The sequence below is a fragment of the Legionella wadsworthii DSM 21896 = ATCC 33877 genome (genome assembly GCF_000701265.1).
Taxonomy (GTDB): domain Bacteria; phylum Pseudomonadota; class Gammaproteobacteria; order Legionellales; family Legionellaceae; genus Legionella; species Legionella wadsworthii.
This window is the reverse complement of sequence record NZ_JNIA01000025.1, coordinates 118,892-138,918: the sequence shown is the minus strand read 5'-3', so window position 1 is coordinate 138,918 and position 20,027 is coordinate 118,892. Positions and strand designations below refer to the sequence as shown.

The window sequence follows — 20,027 nt, the reverse complement described above, 5'->3', positions numbered from 1 at the left end:
TATGGATTCCCGCTTGAGGCGGGAAAAAATCAAGAGGTAAAAAAATGGCTCAACATTTCTTGGCACATTAAAATGGAGCCCATTATTTAATTGAATGGAGTGTTTATGAATAAGCTACGTCAATGCAAGAATGAAATCTTTCATTAGTACTTTGATCTCTTCCCCATTCCGCATAGATGACATGATGTCCTGTTCGCGCTGGTACACTACAGGTCATATGAAATTTATTTTTTATCTTGTCTGCCCAGATTGTATTTTTATCTTGTGGCGGGTATTTGTCATCCCAGGCGTATTCACAGAACGGTTCCGTTTCGAAATCACTCCATTGAAGCGGTTTATTTTTGTTAAATTGATAATCCGGTTTCGTTATCCAATAGCGGAAATGCTCGGTGTCACTGAAGTGGGGTCCATAGGAGACATCCCATATAAATTCCTGGTTGTGTGTTGTTATCTTGTCTGCTGGCCAATTAATTGGGGCATCCCAAGGCGTGGCTTTTCCTTTAAATGTTTCGCTATCATAACCACAAACATGCTTTGGCAGATTTGAATTTTGATAGTAACCACGGGTATGGCTTAATACACTCATAAATTGATAGACGTCATGATTGTAACTACCATCTGATTTGGTCAAGACCGGACGACAGGCCTCATAAGGAAGCTTGTTTCCAGGCTCAATGTGATGAGGCTGGGTGATTTTGCCACAAAAATATTCTCGAGACATGGGCTTTTCTATAAGTCCATGGCTGTGCGCGGATTGTTGGAATATCATGAATGCACATGCGATAAATAATAAATCTAAACGAGAAAATTTCATCTTTTATAAACCAATAATTGAAAAATGAGCGCTAATTTAGCACAAAAATGACCTTCATGCACGTTTTTTATACATATATAAAGTCATTTAGTTCATAGTTAAAGCGTTTTTTTATCTTCCTTTTGCTGTTCAATAAGATGAATTGTCCCATTATAATCATCTGATAAGTAGATCTCGCCCTCCTTACCTTCAACAAGATGAACAGGCCTTCCCAATACTTTCCCATTTTTTATAAAACCGGTAATAAAATCATTTTGTGAGATAATTCCGTCTTTAAAAGTTAAACTGACTACTTTATAACCTACTTTAGCGGAGCTATTCCAAGAACCATGAAATGCAACCAATGCTTTTTTATACAATGGAGAGCCTGGATCTTTGATAAAGGTAATTCCTAATGCTGCTTGATGGGCTGCGAAATTAAAAACGGGTTTTTGTGAGGTACTGATTTTTTTTTCTTGTCCTTTTCCAAATTTTGGATCAGGTACCCGGTCTCCATTGGCATAAGGCCATCCATAAAATTGATTTTCTTGGATTAAGTTCAATTCATCTGGTGGAAAATGGTCTCCCAAGTAATCACGACCATTTTCTGTTGCATAAAGCCCGCCATCTGTTGGCGACCAATCGAATCCCACAGAGTTTCTTAATCCATTTGCATAAACCTTTAAATGATTCTCTCCTGGCTTAAACCGGCATATAGAAGCCCTCAAAGGATTTTTTTCAATGCAGGCATTGCACGATGAACCTATAGAAACATAACCATAGCCATCAGGACCAAATTTAATTGTTCTAGTCCAATGTCCCCCATCATCAGGTAGGTTTGTAATGATTCTCTCATAATGTCCTAGGGTTCTGCCTTCAAGGGCATTATATTCAATACGGCCAATCGCATTTTCTTCTGCGACATATAAATAATGCTCAAAAATGTCAATGCTGTGCGGATTTTTCAAACCATTCAAGAGTATTCTTTTTTGATTTGGTTTTTTATAAGGGATGAGAAGCAAGTTGCCTTTTGCCGGTTCGGTTACAAGTAGATCCCCTGATTCAGTGACCAGCATAAAACGGGGTTTATCCAAGTGCTGGATATAGGTTTTTAGAATATAATGATTCTGAAGTTCAGGATGTAATGGTGTTTTAGATTTTAAAAAAGGCAAAGCTTGACCAAACAACTCAGAGGCAGAGATATTAAATCCAAAAAATGGTTGAACCAGATACAGAAAACCAAGACCAATAAAAATCAAAAATACACCGCTAAGCAGTTTTTTCATGTGAATGTCCATTTCTAAATTATGGGTGTAATTTTACAAATGTCTCATTTCAAAAAGAGGGGAATGCATGAATCATAGCAAACTCGGAATAAAAACCAGCACATAAATTCCTTAATGAATAAATAATATGTTTCGATAAAAACTATTTTCCATAGGGACCTTGGGTTCATTCAGGGAAATCGGAATTTGGGAGGGCTTACTGAACAGCGCAGCCATCCTCGTTCTATTGAATCAGAACAATAAAGCAATAATCTTTACTTTGGCAAGTCCCATGAATCAAACGCCCTGATTATCGAAAGGATCACGAGAGTAGGCAAAACCCTAAAACAATGTATTTTTTAATTAAAATTAATTAACACATTTGAAATGAATCCTTAAGTTGCGTGGCATGATTCGAAGGGGTGGAGCTACTCCGTTTCGGTTTGAATAAATCATGATAACCCACGTCTTGAGGTTCTGATTCTTGTGAGAGATAGGCTTTAGGTTGAAACTTATAGCCTAACGAGTTCAATAAACCGTTGGTAGTCCCTTTAGAAGCTTCTATTTCTGCAGGGTTAGTCGCTGATGCCGAAGTAACAATTTCTTGTTGCTTAAAACGATATAGATTGCCTAAAACCAGTGCAGATTCAAGTACCATCAGGGCAACACCCAGAGCAGGGTTAAGCGCAAATCCTATCGCTACAAATAATCCTGCCGCCACTAAAGTAATGATTGAATTATAAGTCAAACTGATACAAAGGTTTTGAAAAATATTGCTTTTCGTTTTTCCTGCGATATCAAATGCAGTGGCTATTGGAAAGAGTGAACCTTTCTGAACTACAATACCCGCCTGTTGTTGGGTAATGGTATCACCAATTGATGATTCTACGCCTATTCCTATATTTGCACACGCAAGAGCCGCAAGGTCATTGGCTGCATCGCCTACCATAGCTACTTTATGACCATCGTGTTTTAACTGTTCAATATAACTGGATTTCTCTTTTTCTCCGGATCGGGTAATCACACCCACAGTATTTGCAAAAATATATTGTTCAGGGATATTTAATAGCTTGGCATATTTGACTGCAGTGGCTCTATCTGCACCAGTACAAATATGTACTTTTTTCCCAAGGTGTTGTAATTGTTTCACTGTTGCCACAGCATCTTCGCGCAAAGGGTCGGCTAAGGCTATTTGGCCGATTATTGCTCCCTCGCGCACTATATAAATGGCACCATTGTCAGGATTATCATAAGGTGGACTAATATGGGTTATTCCATTAGCTAAAAGCATATCCTTATTACCCACCATAAAGACTTCATTATTGATGATGCCTTTTATGCCCGAATGATGGCTTTTATCCAAACAGTCTAGTTCTAAAGTTGTTTCTTCTTGGGTAATTTCTGTATTTCGAATGTAGGAAGCAATTATTTTTCCCACAGGGTGATCCGCATGTTCCTCCAACAATGCGATAGAACTCAAAAAGCTTTTATCTTGAATAGAAAAAGACTGGACTTCTACTTTTCCTTGGGTGAGTGTCCCATTTAAATCAAAAACAACCGTATCAATATCAGCCGCTGATTGTAAAGCCTTCCCATTTTTAAAAACAATTCCATTTTCAGATGCTTTCTTCATACCTATTTTTACTGCCATTGGCGTAATCAAACTTAATGCGCAAGGACAAGCACTCACAAGAACTGCGACCACACATTGAATGGCGAGCGCGGGAGGAAAAAAGCAGCCTATGATAATCCCGGAAAGGAGGGCGATACCCAGTAATCCGGGAATAAAATATTTCAACACTTTATCAGCGAAGAGCTCAACCGGTGCTTTTTCTTCATCGGCTTTGTTGATTTTTTGTGCCAATAGTGAAAGGTATGAACTTTGATAAGTTTTCTTAACACGCATTTCGACTTCAGAACTATGAGCTGCTAATTGCATCCCAGACTTAACTTCATCGCCTGGTCCGAATCTTTTGAGCTCGGAAGAACCATCAATTCGTGTCGTAAAAAGAAATGCTTCTTGCGTTAATACGCCGTCTGTGGGTATAACGCCACCTTTATTAATGATAATAATATCGTTGGGAATTAATTTTTTAACAGATATTTGGCTGTTGGGTTTACCTTTTAATGTAACCGTTGGTTCGATACAATCCCTGACATCCAGTTTTTTGGAAATTTTCCCAATTAAAGTATGTTCAATACCTTCTCCCAAGTGCCAAAAACCCAATACCAAAGGCGCTGCTTCAAACATCATCGGAAGGCCAGGAATAAACATACTCGCAATCGATACAACAACAATGGTTAAGGTGCTAATCGTATATAGGGTGGTCGTGTCCCATTTTTTTTCGAGTAAGGAATACCATGAGGATTGATAAATGGTATAGCCCAAATAGAGAGTCATTAAGGTTGTTAGCCCAGTGATGATGTAATAGGCTATGAGTGGTATATTAAAGCTTCCTATGGCAATAATGAGCAGGCCGACACCCCAAAGTAATCCCAGTGCTGCTTTAAGCCAATGATTTTCATGGCCATGAGTATGATCGTGGCCATGGCCATGAGTATGGCTATGGGAATGGTGGGCGTGTGCATGAGCATGAGAGTGGTCATGGTCATGGGCATGGCTATGGCCATGTGCGTGATTGTTATCCTTTTTCTTCTTTTTTCTTTTCTTTTTAAGGGAGTCAGGAGAATGGACAGGATCAAGTTTATCTACTTCTCCACGTTCGGTTTCTTCTTCAAAATATAAACTTTCTTCTTCAAACGCCTCTTGTAATGTCATTCCCTCTTGCAGCAATAATTGACATAATATCGATTGGACGATTTTAGAGTTTTTATTGTTACTTAATAAACTGATGCTTTTATTTTTGCTGTCGAAATCTATTGCAACGCGTACCAATTCTAACTGATTTGTTGCAATGAAATTTCTTTCAATTCTTGCCGCAGTTCTTTCTGGATCAATAACTTGCGTTTCATCTGAAAGGTAGAACCTATAGTTATTTAAGTACATTTGGGGTTTTCTCCACTTAAAGGACCTAAACACATGAAAGGGGACTATTGTCCCACTTTCGTAAAGCCCACTATGGATATTTCAAAAGTGTTACATTGTAACATTATGTTGCCAAAGAACAAGTCACATTTAATAAATTTTAAGCCAAAAGAGTTTATACCTGATATTGGTGCCATTTGTGAATTATTTTTCAGCAAAATAAGGCTGTGGTACAATAAAGTAATTCAATTGAAAAAATGATTCATGAAATATAATTTGTTGGACAAGGCCTATAAACATTGCATCAAGCATGGCTATCGGTTTACAGAACCGAGAGAACGTGTCCTTAAAATATTAGTGAATGAAAGAAAACCTCTTGGCGCTTATGAAATCTTGCAAAGATTATCCCAGCAAATTGAAAATCCTAAACCGCCTACAGTGTACCGGGCGATTCAATTTTGGCATCAGGAAGGGTTTATCCATTGTATTGATAGCCTTAAATCTTATGTTGCCTGCTTGCATGGACACCATTTAGGGCAGGCCCAATTTCTAATTTGTAATCATTGTGACTTTGTCAAAGAATTAGAATGTGTCATTGATTTTTCATGCGTCACCGAGCTTGCAAACTCCATTCAATTTTCAATTATTAATTGTACTGTGGAAATTAAAGGATTGTGCGCTCAATGCATAGAAAAAAATGATATATGAAGATCTGATAGATAACTTTCAAGGAATAGGTATCTTATTCAGGCTCTGAACGAAATAAACGAGATGCTTGTTGTGGAACTGCCCGATTCATTATTTTTTGCTTGCTAATAATACACTGTCCTCCTCTGGTTCCAGTACCTCATTTAAGGCATTTCCTTTATCTAAATATTGAAACGTTTGCGTAAAATCACGAAGTTCCATTACAAAAGTAGAACTTTTTGTGGTATTAATAGACAATCTCGTCTCACCAGTTTTGGGATCGATTTTTTCGGTGGCATGCCGTCCTCCTGAAAGCAGGAAATGAGAAAAAAAAGAGCGCTCCTCAGGGAAGGGATTTCGTAAAACAACAAATTTTTTATTTGTTTCAGGATTTTCACGAACACCAATTATGGCATAAGAATGTCCAGGCACAATTCCTCGCGAGGGACTGTCTTTAGAATCGGTGGTTAAAGGTTGCTTGCTCTGAATGGCATCTTTTATTTCATCAAATAAACGCTCTTCTTCATAGCTGTAATTATTTTCTGAAGGCAATATTTTGTTTCTCTGAATCCAGTCCATTATCTTTTGGATTGCTTCTTTTGGACATTGCTCTTTTTGATTGAATTGCATTTTATCCCAATGAGCCAGGAATTTTTCCATAGTTAATGGATTATGAGTTAATAACTTCTCCCAATCCTTTTTATGAGATTTTACCCACTTCCACCAGTCATTCAAAGAGGCCTCATCCCCATCAAAAACGTGTTCTATCAAATTCTGCTTCATTCCTGGAGTAGGTCTTAATAGAAAAATTAATGTATAGATGTCTTTCCCATTACCCCCAGCAATACTTTTTTTATAAAGATCAGCTAATTTCGTATGGGATTGATAGGGGAATCCCAGATTACTTGATGGCCTTCCGAGAAATGTTTGCAAAGCATGTGACGTTTTTCCATGACTTAAACTTTCAGTATAATCTCCGGAGTGAAAGGCGGTATAAGCTTTTTCAAGATATTTAACCCAATTAGCCCCATTACTGACGAATCCTGAAGTGGGAAGGGATTTATCAATGACAATCCATTGAGGTTTATAATTGTCATCATAAAGCAAAACATGAACTTTATCGTCTTTTTCAACCATATGTCTGCGGATTAAGTCTTCGCCTCCCTCAAGTGCAAGAATTGAATTTATAGCCGACAAAAGAAAGCAATTACCCGTACCTTGGATAACCTGATTTACTTCCAGTCTACTAGGAAAGAGGGGTGTAGGATCTTTTCTGTGGACCACTTTTTTCCCTTTCCCAGTTGGATCAGGACAATATTTAGATTGAGTCATAACGACTATCACCTATCTGAGTTTTATTACCTAAGTAAATTATAGACAATGAAACACTTCATTGAGGTGAAGCCCTGCCTGCACGTGATATGATTTAGCATAAAATTTACATCTCTGCTTGCAATGTATGCGATTATTTACCGGAGGTTAACTAATAAAATCTGTAGTGGGACTTTGGCGCAACTTTTTCGGTTAACTCACTGATTTTCTTTTCCATTATCTCAATTGTTTTTTTTTGCTCCTCAATCAGCTTTCTTTGATTTTCTTCTTTTGCACGTATTCTTATAAAGAGAAAATAAAATACATACAGGGCCAATCTTTGTTTTTTAGAAACACTCTCTATGGATTTTTGTATTTGGTTACTTTTACAAGATAAAGAATCATATTTACTTTCTTGTTCCAAGTTTAATTTTTTTTGTTGTTCATTTTGGATCTTAAGCTCTTGTATCAGAAGGGTATGCTGATGCTCTTTGCATATTTGTTCCGCTATTTCCATGATTCGATCATCGGAAGTGTCCCCATTGATATTAAAACGATTCAAAACCAAATGGTTTAATATCTCCCCTGAGTTACATAAATCACCTCCCAGATACCCATCGTTTTTGAGTCCAGACAAATTAATAGAGGAGTGTTTCTTGTCTTCTGTTTTAATCAGGTTTATTCGACATGTTTTGTGTTTCGGAGTTTCTAAAAGCAACTTGAAGTTGAGAAATAACTGTACAATCTGATTTGTATATTCATCCAGGGAGTCAGGTTCAAGTGATTTTTCTCTATCCAAAAATTCTTTTAAAAAATTTATTTCATGTAAAAGATAATATAACAATGGCCTTCGGCCATTATCTGGACACTGTTTGATGATTTCATTTAAGCTGATATTGAAATCTTGATTAAAAATAATTTGTTTCGCGTGTTGAAGTGATTTTTCTTGAATCACTTCTCCGTCTGTAGTTACAATCAGCTTTTTTGTTCTAGGTTGGCTGTCGTGATAAAGAACGATAACGGTAACTAAAGAATAAAGTAGTTCTTCTAGTCTTGTCATGTAACATTCCTTTTGAAAGTTAGGGCATCATTAATGAAACTCCCTTCCATCATCAAATAACGAATTCTGTCTCTATTTCATGCAAAGATAATCGAACTCTTAGACTCCATAGTCCAAGATAATACACAAAAAATTTTGGATTCATGGGGACAACATACCAACTTGAAATTTAACTATATTAGATGTTTTGTTCTAGTGCAAATGTACAGAATATAATAATTCTGCTATGAAATTAAATTGATCCCAGGTTTCTTAATTTCTCTCCTCCTTGAAGTTTTGCCTCTATGTTTTCCAATGTTTGATTTTTCGTTTCAGGACAAAATAGCAGGAAAATACACAATGCAATCGCGCAAATAATAGAAAAACAAAAGAATAGGCGACTTATTCCCATGTATTCTGTGAGGATAGGATAAGCAAATGTAACCAAAGCATTAATTCCCCATGCAGTAGCTGATGCAATCCCCATACCCAAGGTTCTAATACGAATAGGAAAAAGTTCAGACATTAGAACATAGGGAATAGGGCCTAAACTGACTGCAAAAAATGAAACAAATAATAACAACATCAATGCACTTAACCACGGCATGATGGGAGCACTTGTCACGTAAGGGTGAATAAAACTAAAACCAATGAGGCACACAACCATAAAAAACAAACCAGTGAGTGCTATCGGTCTTCTGCCGAGATGATCGATAAGCCACATGGATAAAATAGTCGCCAAAATATTAATAAATCCAATCACTATGGCAACGGCAAGCCCGCTCTGTAGACTTGTAAAACCTGACTGATTTAAAATGATAGGTGCATAAAATAAAATGGCATCAATACCACTTAAATTCTGAAAAAAAAATAATCCTGAAGTGAACAGGAGCACAGGAAAAATATAAGGATGGAGGAGATCTCTAAAGCGTCCCTGTATTTCGTGATGGCAGTGAACTCTATCTACCTCTACCCATTGGATGCCATGTAACTTAAAAAAAACGCTTTTTGCTTCATCAACTCGATTATTAAGAAATAACCATCGAGGGCTTTCCAATTGTAAAGGGATCAACATCAACAATAAAATACCTGGAAATACCCCCACGGCAAACATCATTTCCCAATTGTGCGTTGGGGCAAAAACATAACTGATAATATAAGCGAATAATATGCCTACAGTAATTGCCAGCTGTACACTGCTGACCAAAAATCCCCGAGTGTGATCGGATGATGTTTCTGCGGCATACATGGGTGCTATGACTGTGGTAATGCCTACTGCTAATCCACTAAAAAAACGGGCAGACAGGAGTGATAAATAGTTAATTGAAAAGGCACTCCATAGAGAACCTGCAATAAAAGCAAGTGCGACTAAGACTAATGTTTTTTTATGGCCTAATACAGGAATTATTTTATTACACAATAAAGAACCAACAAAACCTCCTATTAAAATAATGGCGACTAGAAGTCCTTCTTGCCACACGACAAGATGAAATTTCTTGTTGATGAGAGGAAGAACTCCGGCTATGACTGTTGTGACGTACCCTACCAGTACTCCTGAACACATTGCAATCCCTAAAATTCCAATGGATCGCCACTGTGTTGATTCGTAGCGTTCCATGTCAATACTCTTGCGGCAGCAATTTTAAATGCGGAAATAACTTGGATGTCTTTATATGATAATAGGATGTTCTTTTTAATAAAGTAAAACAAACATACAATGCCTGATCCATGACGATTCCTTATCCATATTCATTCCTCCAATTGCATTGCTTCATTACATATTTTTCTTCATTTTTTGAAATTTCATGTTTTTTAAAAGCATTTCACATGCCTCGATCGTTATTGGGTGAGAATAATAATACCCTTGTATGCTATCAATTCCTTGTTCAGACAAGAATTGAAGTTGCTGTTGATTCTCAACGCCTTCTGCCACCACTTGAATACCTAAATTGTGGGCAATTGTTGCTATGGCTTTAATAATTGTTTGATCTAAATAATCTTGGTGGCAGTTATTTATAAATGCTTTATCAATTTTTATTTTTCGTATCGGTAAGTTTTTTAAATAGGATAAACTCGAATAACCGGTACCAAAATCATCAATCACTAAATTGATGCCCATTTTTTTTAAGGCATTAATTTCTTGATACAAAGTATCATTGTATTCAATAAAAATGGACTCTGTAATTTCCAATTCAATGCAAGAACCTTCCAGATTATTTTCAGCCAGGGCATCGGCCACTATCTGACTTAGCGAGTGTCGAATAAATTGAATGGTTGATATATTGACTGCGATAGGCCCAGGGAGAATTTTTTGTTTCTGCCATATTTTTGCTTGATGACATGCAGTTTTGATAATCCATTCACTTACTGGAATCATTAATGAACTTTTTTCTAAACTGCGAATGAATTTGGAGGCTTCGATGATTCCTTTTTTAGGGTGGTTCCAACGTAATAATGATTCAAGGCCTATGATTTGTCCATCGGTGGTGTAAAAGGGTTGGAACATAAGAAAGAATTCTTTTTTATCAAAGGCTTGCTGCAGCTCCTTACTTAAGCCGTGAGTTTGTTTGTATTCTTCATATAATTCTGTGGAATAATAATGAAATTGGTTTCTCCCTTTTTCTTTGGCTTGATATAGGGCAGTGTCTGCAAGTTTGAGCAAGGTATCAATATCACTACCATCATTTGGAAACATACTGATTCCCATGCTCGATGCAATTTGAATGAGATGTTCATCGATAGGAACCGGTTTAGAAATTTCACTAAATAAATGTTTTACTATCGCTGTGACTTGATCCTTGGAAGTAATATGAGACAAGATAATAGTAAACTCATCTCCGCCCAATCGTGCGGCAAAATCACATTCCCGCAAACAGGAGTTAATGGTTTTTGCAATATGGATTAATAGTTTATCCCCATTATCATGCCCCAAGGTGTCATTGATTACTTTGAAATAATCTATATCCAGGAATAATAGAGCAATTGTCTCATTATAATGGGCCATTTGTTTCGTCATTTGTTGAAAAAATTCATACAACATATTTCGATTGGCTAATCCAGTTAAAGGATCATGAGTGGCTTGATAATAGAGTTTGGCATTTTCGAGTGAAATCATCGCTTGTGATGCAAGTAATTGCAGGCTATCAAGGTGGCTTGGTGTAAATGTATGACTCGTGCTGTTGTTCTCCAGGTACAGCATGCGACATAAATGTCCTTTGTAGAACAAGGGCATCATTAAAAGTGAACGGGGATTCTCTCTCTGGACATATTCATCCTGGAATGTTAATTCAGACTGAATTGCATCATTTAAAATAATAGGTTTTTGAGTTCGTTGTACATAATTTAAAATAGTTAAAGGATATTTTATTTCCTTTTTACTCTCCTCAGAGCCGACAAGATAAATAATTTGTTGTTCCAAATCGCCTTCTGCTTCAATAATCCATTTTTCATTATCTTTAGTTAAAATAATGCTGCGTTGTGCTCCTGCATGCTCTAATACAATGACTAAAAGTTTTTGCAATAATTTGTCTAAACGTATTTCACTCGAAATAAGATGGGTGAATTTTAATACAGCCAGCATATCAATGGTGTGATTCTTTACTCTAGTTTGATTTGTTGCAAGCATTTGCGGAGAAGTGGAGGCATCTGAGGGAATCATTTCGTGAATTTGTTCTATTAATTTCACCTTGGTATCGGCTCCCCAATCTTTAAAATAACAATGCGCATTATGCAAATAGATTTTTGCGATTTGATTTAATTTAAGATGGAGGCAATAAGACGCGGCACGTTCACTGGCAATTGCAGCAATTAAAATAAAACCTGAATTCAATGCAGCTTCTATGCTTTGCTCATACAGCTCAAGAGCATTCTCATAATGCTTGGCTGTGCGAGATAATTCCGCGGTAAGAAGTAAAGAGCACGCATTAAAGTTTTCTGGACACCATTGGGCATATTTTTTGATGTTAGAAGCCAATTTTTTTAATTTCTTTAAAGTGGATCGATGGGATGATTTGGGTAAATAGGGCCATTGACAAAATAGGGCCAATGCATAAAAAAACTTACCATCTAAATGACTGAGTAAGCCTTTATCATATTCCGAGGCCAGTTCATGGTTCTTTCCGGCTTTAATTGCCTCTGTAAAATTGCCTAATAAAAAATGTAAGAAAGTTAAGGAGCTATAAAAGAAGCTTAGCTCAGTTTTACTTTTCCCTTCGATGATTTTTTCTTCAAATGAGGAAATTTGATTGAATTGGGTGAAGCCTGGTTTTTCTAAACATTGACTCAAATAGTCCCAGAATTTAGCCATTTCACTAAAATCAGAAATCTTAACCCGAGACATAAATGATAATGTCGATTGGATGTACTTTTGGGCTTCCTCAAGCTTTTTCCCTCGTGAAAAGGAATGAATGACTAACAGGATATTACTGTAATTACTATAGACGAGATCCCCTACCTCACAACAGAGTCTAAATGCTTTAATCATCGTGTTATTGCATAAATGAATCGAAGTTTGATAGGGCTCTATAAAAGATCCTATAACAAATTGATTCTTCCCTTCAAAATTTGAGGCGCCGTATTTTTGTTTTAGATTGTTATAGAGAGCAACAAAAGAAAGGGCGTCATGATATAGATTTAATGAATGCATGATAATAAATGCATATACAGGAAGTGCCATTGAGGTACTCTCAGTATAACCATGCTTTAAACTGATGCTCACATTTTTGCAGGTTAAAATAACAAACAGTTGTTGATTGGTGATAAAGGAACTATTTAATAATTGAGTCAGTAAATTGACCAGGGCAATTTGTTTTGGATCTTTCATTAAAGGTAGGTCTATCGATTCAATGGGAGTATGTTTAATTTGCAATTTCACTTTATATATGGCCATGATTACATGAACCATATTGGGTTTTTTAGGCAATTTAATGCCAAAAGTTCGTAATGTATCTAAGCCTATTTCCAAGGCATCGGTATGTTTCCCTAAGGTAGATAACATCTCAATTTTTAATCGATTAATTTCAATTTTATCCAGTGGATCCATTGCATTGCGTAATAACTCGGAAAAATATTTATCTGCAGCTTTAAAATCACTAATGAGGTATCTACATACCGCTAATTCTTTATAAATATTAAAAGTTAAATTATAATTTTTTTCCCAATTATCGGGTTTTATCAATTCAATACCTGCTGTTAAATATTCATTTGCTGAGTAATACGCAGAAGCCAATTTTGCTTTTTGTCCTGCCCATAAATTGTATTGGGCTAATTGGAGTTTTTCCTTGGGATCATGAATTAAAGGAATACTTAGATTAAAATGTTTGAGTATGTCAAATAAACGATCATCATGTTCTGCTAGCGGTTTATTCTTTAATAGCAATCGGCCTATTTTTAAATGAATGCTGGGCCTGTCTTGTATGGAAATAAGTTCATAAGATGCCTGCAAAATGCGATCATGAGAAAAGCCATAATGGAGAGAACTCGTATCAAGGGCAGTAACGTCTTCTTTTAATCCCATTAGGCCTAAGGTTTTATAGCTTTCTTCAAGCGGGTATATCAGGTTTGCTTTAATTGCTTGCCATAATTGCTCAGCGATTTGACTGGTCGATGCACCACTAATTATTTGCAGAGTATTAAAATCAAATTCATGGCCAAAACATGAGGCAAGTTTTAAAATATCCTGAGTGATGGGAGGAAGTAAATGAATTCTATTGGTTAATAAATCAATGACATTATCCGTAACACTTTGCTGTTGAATTTTATCTAAATCCCAGACCCAGGCACCCCGTTCATATGAAAAAGAGAGTATTTTTTGTTCATGAATAATTTTAAGAAATACATTAATAAAAAATGGGTTTCCTTGTGTTTTGTCATAAATACACTGAGCCAACGTTTGAATTTTTCTCTGTGAACCAGATAAGGTGTCGTATAACAACTCTTGAATATTATTCAACCGAAGGGGCTTTAAAGTCAGGGTATTGATGTTGGATTTATTTTTATATAAGTTGTAGATGCTCAGTTGGAGTGGATGATTTTCGACAATTTCGTTGTCTCGATAAGCGCCAATAATTAGTAAATAATTTGTTTCACGATCCTGAAGTAAATTCTCAATAAAACTCAAAGATGCATTATCAGCCCATTGGAGATCGTCTAAAAATATCACTAATGGATGCTCCGCTTGCGCAAATACCCGAACAAAATTTTGAAATACTAAATTAAAACGGATTTGCGCCTCAGAAGGACTTAAAGGACGTACTGGAGGTTGTTTCCCTATGATTAATTCCACTTCGGGAATGACATCGATAACCACCTGTCCTACATTACCTAATGAGTACATAAGAAGTTTTTTAATCTTTTCTAATCTTTCTTCACTTTCAGAAAGGACTTGTTTCACCAAATTCTTAAACGCAGTGACAATGGCGCTATAAGGAATGCTACGTTGGACCAAATCAAATTTCCCTTGAATATAATAACCCTTGTGCTGTATCACGGGTCTATGAACCTCTTTAACCAGGGAGGTTTTGCCTATTCCAGAATACCCGGTAACAAAGGCTATCTCTTTAGCCCCTTGGCTCACGCGATGAAATATCTTCAGAAGTTGGCTTACTTGCTTTTCCCGACCATATAAATTTCGAGAGATGCTAAGGTGGTCGTGAATGTCTCGGGTGCCTAAGGCAAATTCATTAATTGATCCATTGAGTTGCCACTGCCGGTAGCATTCTTGAAGATCATATTTTAATCCGATAATGCTTGAATACCGTTCCTCAGGCATTTTACCTAGTAATTTATTAATGATTGCTGCAAGCATTTTAGGAGTATCCGGCCTTGCCTGGAGCACTGTAGGCGGTTTTTTCGCGATGTGGCAGTGTACTAATTCAAGCGCATCGACCGTTTGAAAGGGCAATTGATTGGCTAACATTTCATAAAAAGTAACCCCTAGTGAATAAAAATCCGTACGATAATCAATCGGGCGGTTAATTCTTCCAGTTTGTTCCGGTGAAATATAGGCTAACCCTTCTTCGAACTCGCCTAATTTAAGATAGTCAAATGTCTCTTCAGCAAGTTTTGTTGACGCGCTTAAGTCTACGAGCTTAAGAATCATATTATCGGGATCAACTACAATATTTGAGGGATTAATTTCTTTGTGAATGATCTGCCGTTGGTGCAATTCACCAACAATATCAACAAGTTGCAATGACAAATTAAAAAAATCATCTAGATTCAGCTGGTGTATTAAAAGGTAAGAGGTGAGTAATTGTCCCTTGACATCTTCAAGGATTAAAACCGGTGCATAAGTATTTTGTAAAAAATCATAGGCTTTAATAATGGTCGGTGTTTCAATGGTATTTAGCAGATGAAATTCATGCTGTAAGATGGCTAAATTTTCAGAGCTCGAATGGAATTTATTGGGCGTTTTAAGTAGAACTCGCCGCTTGTCTTTTAAACGCAAGGCATAATAAGTATCGATATTATGGTTATGCCGCATTTTTTCTCTTAATGCATATCCGGATATAGAAATCATTTAGCCCTTTCCATTATTTTACAGCGTAAAGCTTAAGTGAAGGATGCTTCATTATCTTTCTTTTATTATAGAAGATATTTAATTTAATGATTTAAAATTGTGCAGTTTTTATTGGTGGCCCAATCAAAAAAAATCACTCTAGGATATTGAAAAAATTGAGTTTTTCCTAATTAGGAATGAGGCTTCCTCTAAGGATAAATAGTTCTGAGCGTATTCAGGTTAAAAAGCCCATTCGGAGGTTTGCAGAGTAAATTATTGTATTTATTAGAAAATTTTTATTTTTGTTTGATTTAGGTTCAATCGGCGTAAACATTTATCCTGAGATGAATCGAAATTTAAAACCCCAATAGAAAGGTTTCGGTTGTGTGGTTGAAGTTTTCTTCTATCGCCAATCTGGCTCACTTAAACCATACTCTTCACCAGTACTTACATTCTCATCAGATTGAGACATGCTTTTACAAGAAATGAGAAATACTGCGGCACAACAAAAAATAAATAGAATTTTTTTGAATCCTTTCATTGCCATTTTGGGTTCCTGGATATTTATCGTCTTTTTCGTTGACAGGAGTGTTGCGATCATCCTGCAGGTTTTCTTTTATTATTTATTGCTCATTAATTACGTTTATATCACAATGTTGAGAGGGACTAAATATACAATGAGCCAGATATGAGCATCAGGATAGGGAGTGTCTTTTTTTTATTTTTCATTTTTCAAAATATTTGGGCTGCAGCAGGTAATTTTTTTTCAATTACCAGTAGTGGTGCACCTGCCGAGGTTAACATCACCTTATGTTTGAATGCCAAGGGAACTATCAGTTGTCAAAACTATGATGTTTCTGCTGTTAATCTCAGTATTCTCACTAAAGCAAACCATACTTATCCTTATGCAGGTATTAGAGTCAATACACCATTTTACTCTATTGCCAATGTGGGACAAGGTTGCGCTCCCTTAAGCAATGGATTTTGTATGTTCTCAGTAAGTCATACTTTACCTGCAATGATTCAAATCAATGCACCGGATTACATTATCATAGGTGCAGGAACTGCGGGTGCCGTATTGGCAAAAAAATTAACTGATGATTTTAAAACTTCAGTGATTGCATTGCATAATGGACCCAATTTGGATGATGATCCTCTGATTGCTCTTTCAAAAAACAGCATCATCACTGTACCACTGGGCTTAATAGGGCCTCCACTCTATGCGCTGAGTGAAACCATACACCAATTATTTATTGATAATCGGCTTTTGAATTGGGTGTACGCATTGCCATTAGGCGGTGCTTCATCAATTAATGCAGGCGTGTGGTGCCGAGGCACAAACCAGATTTTTTCACAGTGGGGTGCAATTGCAGGCCCAAACTGGTCTCCAGCAGTAATTCAGAAGATATATAATGAATTGGAAAATTACCACGGGCAAACTACCAATCCTGCGGTACATGGCTATAATGGCCCGCTCCCTATTCGTCAGGAAACCAATCCAACTCCGGTTTCTACAAAATTCACGAAAGCAATTGTCCAGGCAACCGGTGTGAATTATGTTTTAGATTACAATAACCCCAATACGCCTATTGGGGCTTCTGCTAAAGTTCAATTCACTCAAAAAGGTTTAAATGGTGCACTACGCGCCAGTAGTTCAAATACCTTTTTGAATCCTGATGTCATGGATAAAAAGGGCCATGGGGTCAATGGACGCAAGCTAGAAATTTTATTTAATGCAACTGCAGATCGCGTTATTTGGCAGGGTAACAAGGCTGTTGGGGTGATCTATTCTCAGAATGGCGTCATCAAAAAAGCTTATGCCAATAAAGGGGTCATTGTGAGTGCCGGGATTAAAAGCAGCTCTTTTTTAATGCGCTCTGGGATAGGTCCGGCTTCCTTATTGCAAACCCTGAATATTCCGGTTGTTTATAATAATCCTTATGTAGGCAGAGGCTTGGCTGATCAACCCCATGTTATTCTCATTTACACTTCAAATCCGAACGATACGCCAGCTGGCATTCCCCTAACCATGCTGGGGAATATTATCAACGCTGCAGCAAATACACCTGTTGGCCGGGAACTCATCAAGTATATTGGCGCTGAATTGAATGTACAAAATGGCTTATTTTCACAAATTGCCTGGTTACCTGCACCCAATGGAAACCCTGCAGTGCGTTCACTTCGTTTCGCGACAATTAATCCAATACCAGGTATCTCGATTGTCTTTTTCGATATGGTGCAACCGCAAAGCCGTGGTTCGATTCGCATTAAGAGTAACAATCCATTTGCAGAACCTAATGTGGATTTAGGGGAATTTCGAAATGCGGCTGATCTCAATCTTTATGTCAGCGCATTTCAAAATTACATCAAAAATATTAATGTGCAGTTGCAATCTATCGATCCTTCTTACCAAATGGTTTACCCCGACCCATCCATATTGAATGATACGCACCGCTTGACTGATTTTCTTCAAGAGGAAGTGGCATCGAATATGTGTTTCCAAAGCCATTGCCGCATGGCACCTTTGAATCAAGGAGGTGTAGTGGATAGCACAGGTCATGTTTATGGGGTACAAAATCTTATTGTTGCCGATGACTCCATTGTACCTGTAGCTATGGATGGCACACCTATGGCAACTGCTTATTTGATTGCTACCAATATAGCTAGGCTTCTACAGACTTAATTTAAAATAAAGAGGTTGAATATAAGCATGGAATTCTATACAGGCCAATCAGGTAATGATTCTAAAAATTGTTTGACTGAATCTATCCAAAGTTCCGGATGTTCCAATCCTAAATGGCCATATCCCCCTGGAAGTACAATATGATTCATGTTCTTTTTTTGAGGCAATTGAATCATGTCTGGGGGATTAATTAAATCATCAGCAAAGTTAATTGCAAATACTTCAGCTTGGATGTCCTCTAATTTAGGAACAGGGTCATAATCGTAGGCGCTTTGAAAGATATAGTACAAATCACAGGGATCCTCATGTTCCATAGATGACACCAATTCATCATATTTTTCTAAAGAAGATTTTCTGTTTTTTTCTTTTCCCTGCACCATTGCTGCTGTTTCTAACATGATTGCTTTTAAAGGTCCCACCGTATTTCGCCATACATAAGGTTTGGCATCATTAGAATAATTACCATTACTCCATAAGGGGTCATGCCGAATCGCATTCAAAATAATTTCACGCCAAATAAAATTTAATCCGCATATCGGTAATGGCATTGCGACAATGGGAATGAGTGCATCTACTGAGTTAGGGTGTATTTCTCCCCACAACCAAGTCAACATCCCACCCATGGAGGTGCCCAAAACCAATTTAAGATGATTTACTTGAAGCAGATTAAGAACGGTTTTTGCAGCAGCAATTTGATCGAGATAACCATATTCAGGAAAGGTACCTAATAAACCATCGGATGGTTTACTGGATAGACCTACTCCTATTCCATCTGGAATGATAATATAAAATTTTTCTAAATCGAAAAGTCCATTAGGTTGAAACAAAGAGGCAAACGCAGGTTTCAAAAATGATCTTGCATCATTGATGGTTGCGTGGAATAACATAATGGCGTTTTTTATTTCACCCTGCGCATCTAATTTGGGCTTCCCCAAAGTGATCACATGAAGCTTCAGGTTTTTTATATGCTGTCCATTATTTAACTGAAAATCATCGATAATGAACTGTTCGCTATTTGCTTCATTGAGTAAATTTGGGCATGCTTCTGTCACAGGTGATTGAATTCCTTGCATGCTAATCTCCTTATAGAACCGTTTATTCTTCTTTATTTTTCCAACGGTTAATGCAATGGGTTTCTATGTCAAATAAATCAAGGACTCGTCCCACACTATGGGTCACAAGATCATCAATTGTCTGCGGGTTATTATAAAAAGCGGGCACGGGGGGGGCAATAATGGCTCCTATCTCTGTAGCCCGTTTCATATTTTCAATATGACCCAGGTGCAATGGCGTTTCGCGAACCATTAATACCAAACGTCTGCGTTCTTTCAAAACAACATCCGCTGCGCGAGTTAATAAATTAGAAGTGGTACCGCAAGCAATATCCGCTAATGTTCGCATGGAGCATGGTGCGATAATCATGCCCGAAGTAATAAAGGACCCACTGGAAATACATGCCGCTACATCATGAACTGGATAATATTTGTCTGCAAGATGGTAAAGATCACTTGCAGAAAGTTGTGATTCATAGGCACGCGTTTGATGGGCGGCTTTGGAAACAATCAAATGAGTTTCATATTCTGTATTGGCTAATAACTCAAGCAAACGGATACCATAAACAATTCCAGATGCTCCAGTTATACCAATTATGAGTCGTTTTTTTTTCATAATCTTACCTTGGGAGTGGGCCAAAAATTTAAGTTTTTCACTCATTATTCAAACCACTCAAAAAGAAATTGAAATTTACTTATGAGGTAAAATTCAC

The 20,027-nt window shown here is 37.1% G+C and carries 12 protein-coding genes; 2 read left to right on the top strand and 10 right to left on the bottom strand.

The annotated features are described in order from the left end of the window. Nucleotides 1-103 precede the first annotated feature (103 nt). The 3 genes from BU07_RS0105215 to BU07_RS0105205 form a co-directional block, all read right to left on the bottom strand. Entirely contained in the window at nucleotides 104-814 is a 711-nt protein-coding gene (locus tag BU07_RS0105215; RefSeq protein ID WP_031564042.1) for a lytic polysaccharide monooxygenase, read from the bottom strand. Between the two features lie 98 nt (nucleotides 815-912). Beyond that, on the bottom strand, nucleotides 913-2,079 hold the full coding sequence (locus BU07_RS0105210; protein ID WP_051635476.1) for a PQQ-dependent sugar dehydrogenase: 1,167 nt from the start codon (nucleotides 2,077-2,079) through the stop codon (nucleotides 913-915). Between the two features lie 352 nt (nucleotides 2,080-2,431). Beyond that, nucleotides 2,432-5,065, bottom strand: a complete 2,634-nt coding sequence (locus BU07_RS0105205) for a heavy metal translocating P-type ATPase (protein ID WP_031564040.1) — start codon at nucleotides 5,063-5,065, stop codon at nucleotides 2,432-2,434. A gap of 243 nt (nucleotides 5,066-5,308) precedes the next feature. Between BU07_RS0105205 and BU07_RS0105195 the strand changes: the two genes are divergently transcribed. After that, nucleotides 5,309-5,752, top strand: coding sequence for a Fur family transcriptional regulator (locus tag BU07_RS0105195; RefSeq protein WP_031564038.1), 444 nt, complete (start codon nucleotides 5,309-5,311; stop codon nucleotides 5,750-5,752). A 90-nt stretch (nucleotides 5,753-5,842) separates the two neighbouring features. Here the strand turns inward: BU07_RS0105195 and BU07_RS0105190 are convergent, their stop codons facing one another. From BU07_RS0105190 to BU07_RS17375, 5 genes are all read right to left on the bottom strand, one after another. Then, entirely contained in the window at nucleotides 5,843-7,063 is a 1,221-nt protein-coding gene (locus BU07_RS0105190) for a C2 family cysteine protease (protein WP_051635475.1), read from the bottom strand. A gap of 151 nt (nucleotides 7,064-7,214) precedes the next feature. Next, nucleotides 7,215-8,102 (bottom strand): hypothetical protein, encoded by an 888-nt coding sequence (locus BU07_RS0105185; protein ID WP_031564036.1) that lies wholly within the window; start codon nucleotides 8,100-8,102, stop codon nucleotides 7,215-7,217. A gap of 232 nt (nucleotides 8,103-8,334) precedes the next feature. Then, nucleotides 8,335-9,699 (bottom strand): sugar porter family MFS transporter, encoded by a 1,365-nt coding sequence (locus BU07_RS0105180; protein ID WP_031564035.1) that lies wholly within the window; start codon nucleotides 9,697-9,699, stop codon nucleotides 8,335-8,337. Between the two features lie 156 nt (nucleotides 9,700-9,855). Beyond that, a complete protein-coding gene (locus tag BU07_RS0105170; RefSeq protein ID WP_031564034.1) occupies nucleotides 9,856-15,600 on the bottom strand; it encodes an EAL domain-containing protein in 5,745 nt (1,914 codons plus the stop codon). A gap of 382 nt (nucleotides 15,601-15,982) precedes the next feature. Then, nucleotides 15,983-16,126, bottom strand: a complete 144-nt coding sequence (locus BU07_RS17375; protein WP_154659364.1) for a hypothetical protein — start codon at nucleotides 16,124-16,126, stop codon at nucleotides 15,983-15,985. Nucleotides 16,127-16,267: 141 nt separating this feature from the next. Between BU07_RS17375 and BU07_RS0105160 the strand changes: the two genes are divergently transcribed. Continuing rightward, nucleotides 16,268-18,262: a GMC family oxidoreductase gene (locus BU07_RS0105160; protein WP_051635474.1), complete on the top strand. Its 1,995-nt coding sequence runs from the start codon at nucleotides 16,268-16,270 to the stop codon at nucleotides 18,260-18,262. Nucleotides 18,263-18,297: 35 nt separating this feature from the next. Here BU07_RS0105160 and BU07_RS0105155 read toward each other — a convergent pair whose 3' ends face one another. Continuing rightward, on the bottom strand, nucleotides 18,298-19,335 hold the full coding sequence (locus BU07_RS0105155) for an alpha/beta fold hydrolase (RefSeq protein WP_051635473.1): 1,038 nt from the start codon (nucleotides 19,333-19,335) through the stop codon (nucleotides 18,298-18,300). A 22-nt stretch (nucleotides 19,336-19,357) separates the two neighbouring features. Beyond that, entirely contained in the window at nucleotides 19,358-19,930 is a 573-nt protein-coding gene (locus BU07_RS0105150; RefSeq protein ID WP_031564031.1) for a UbiX family flavin prenyltransferase, read from the bottom strand. Nucleotides 19,931-20,027 lie beyond the last annotated feature (97 nt).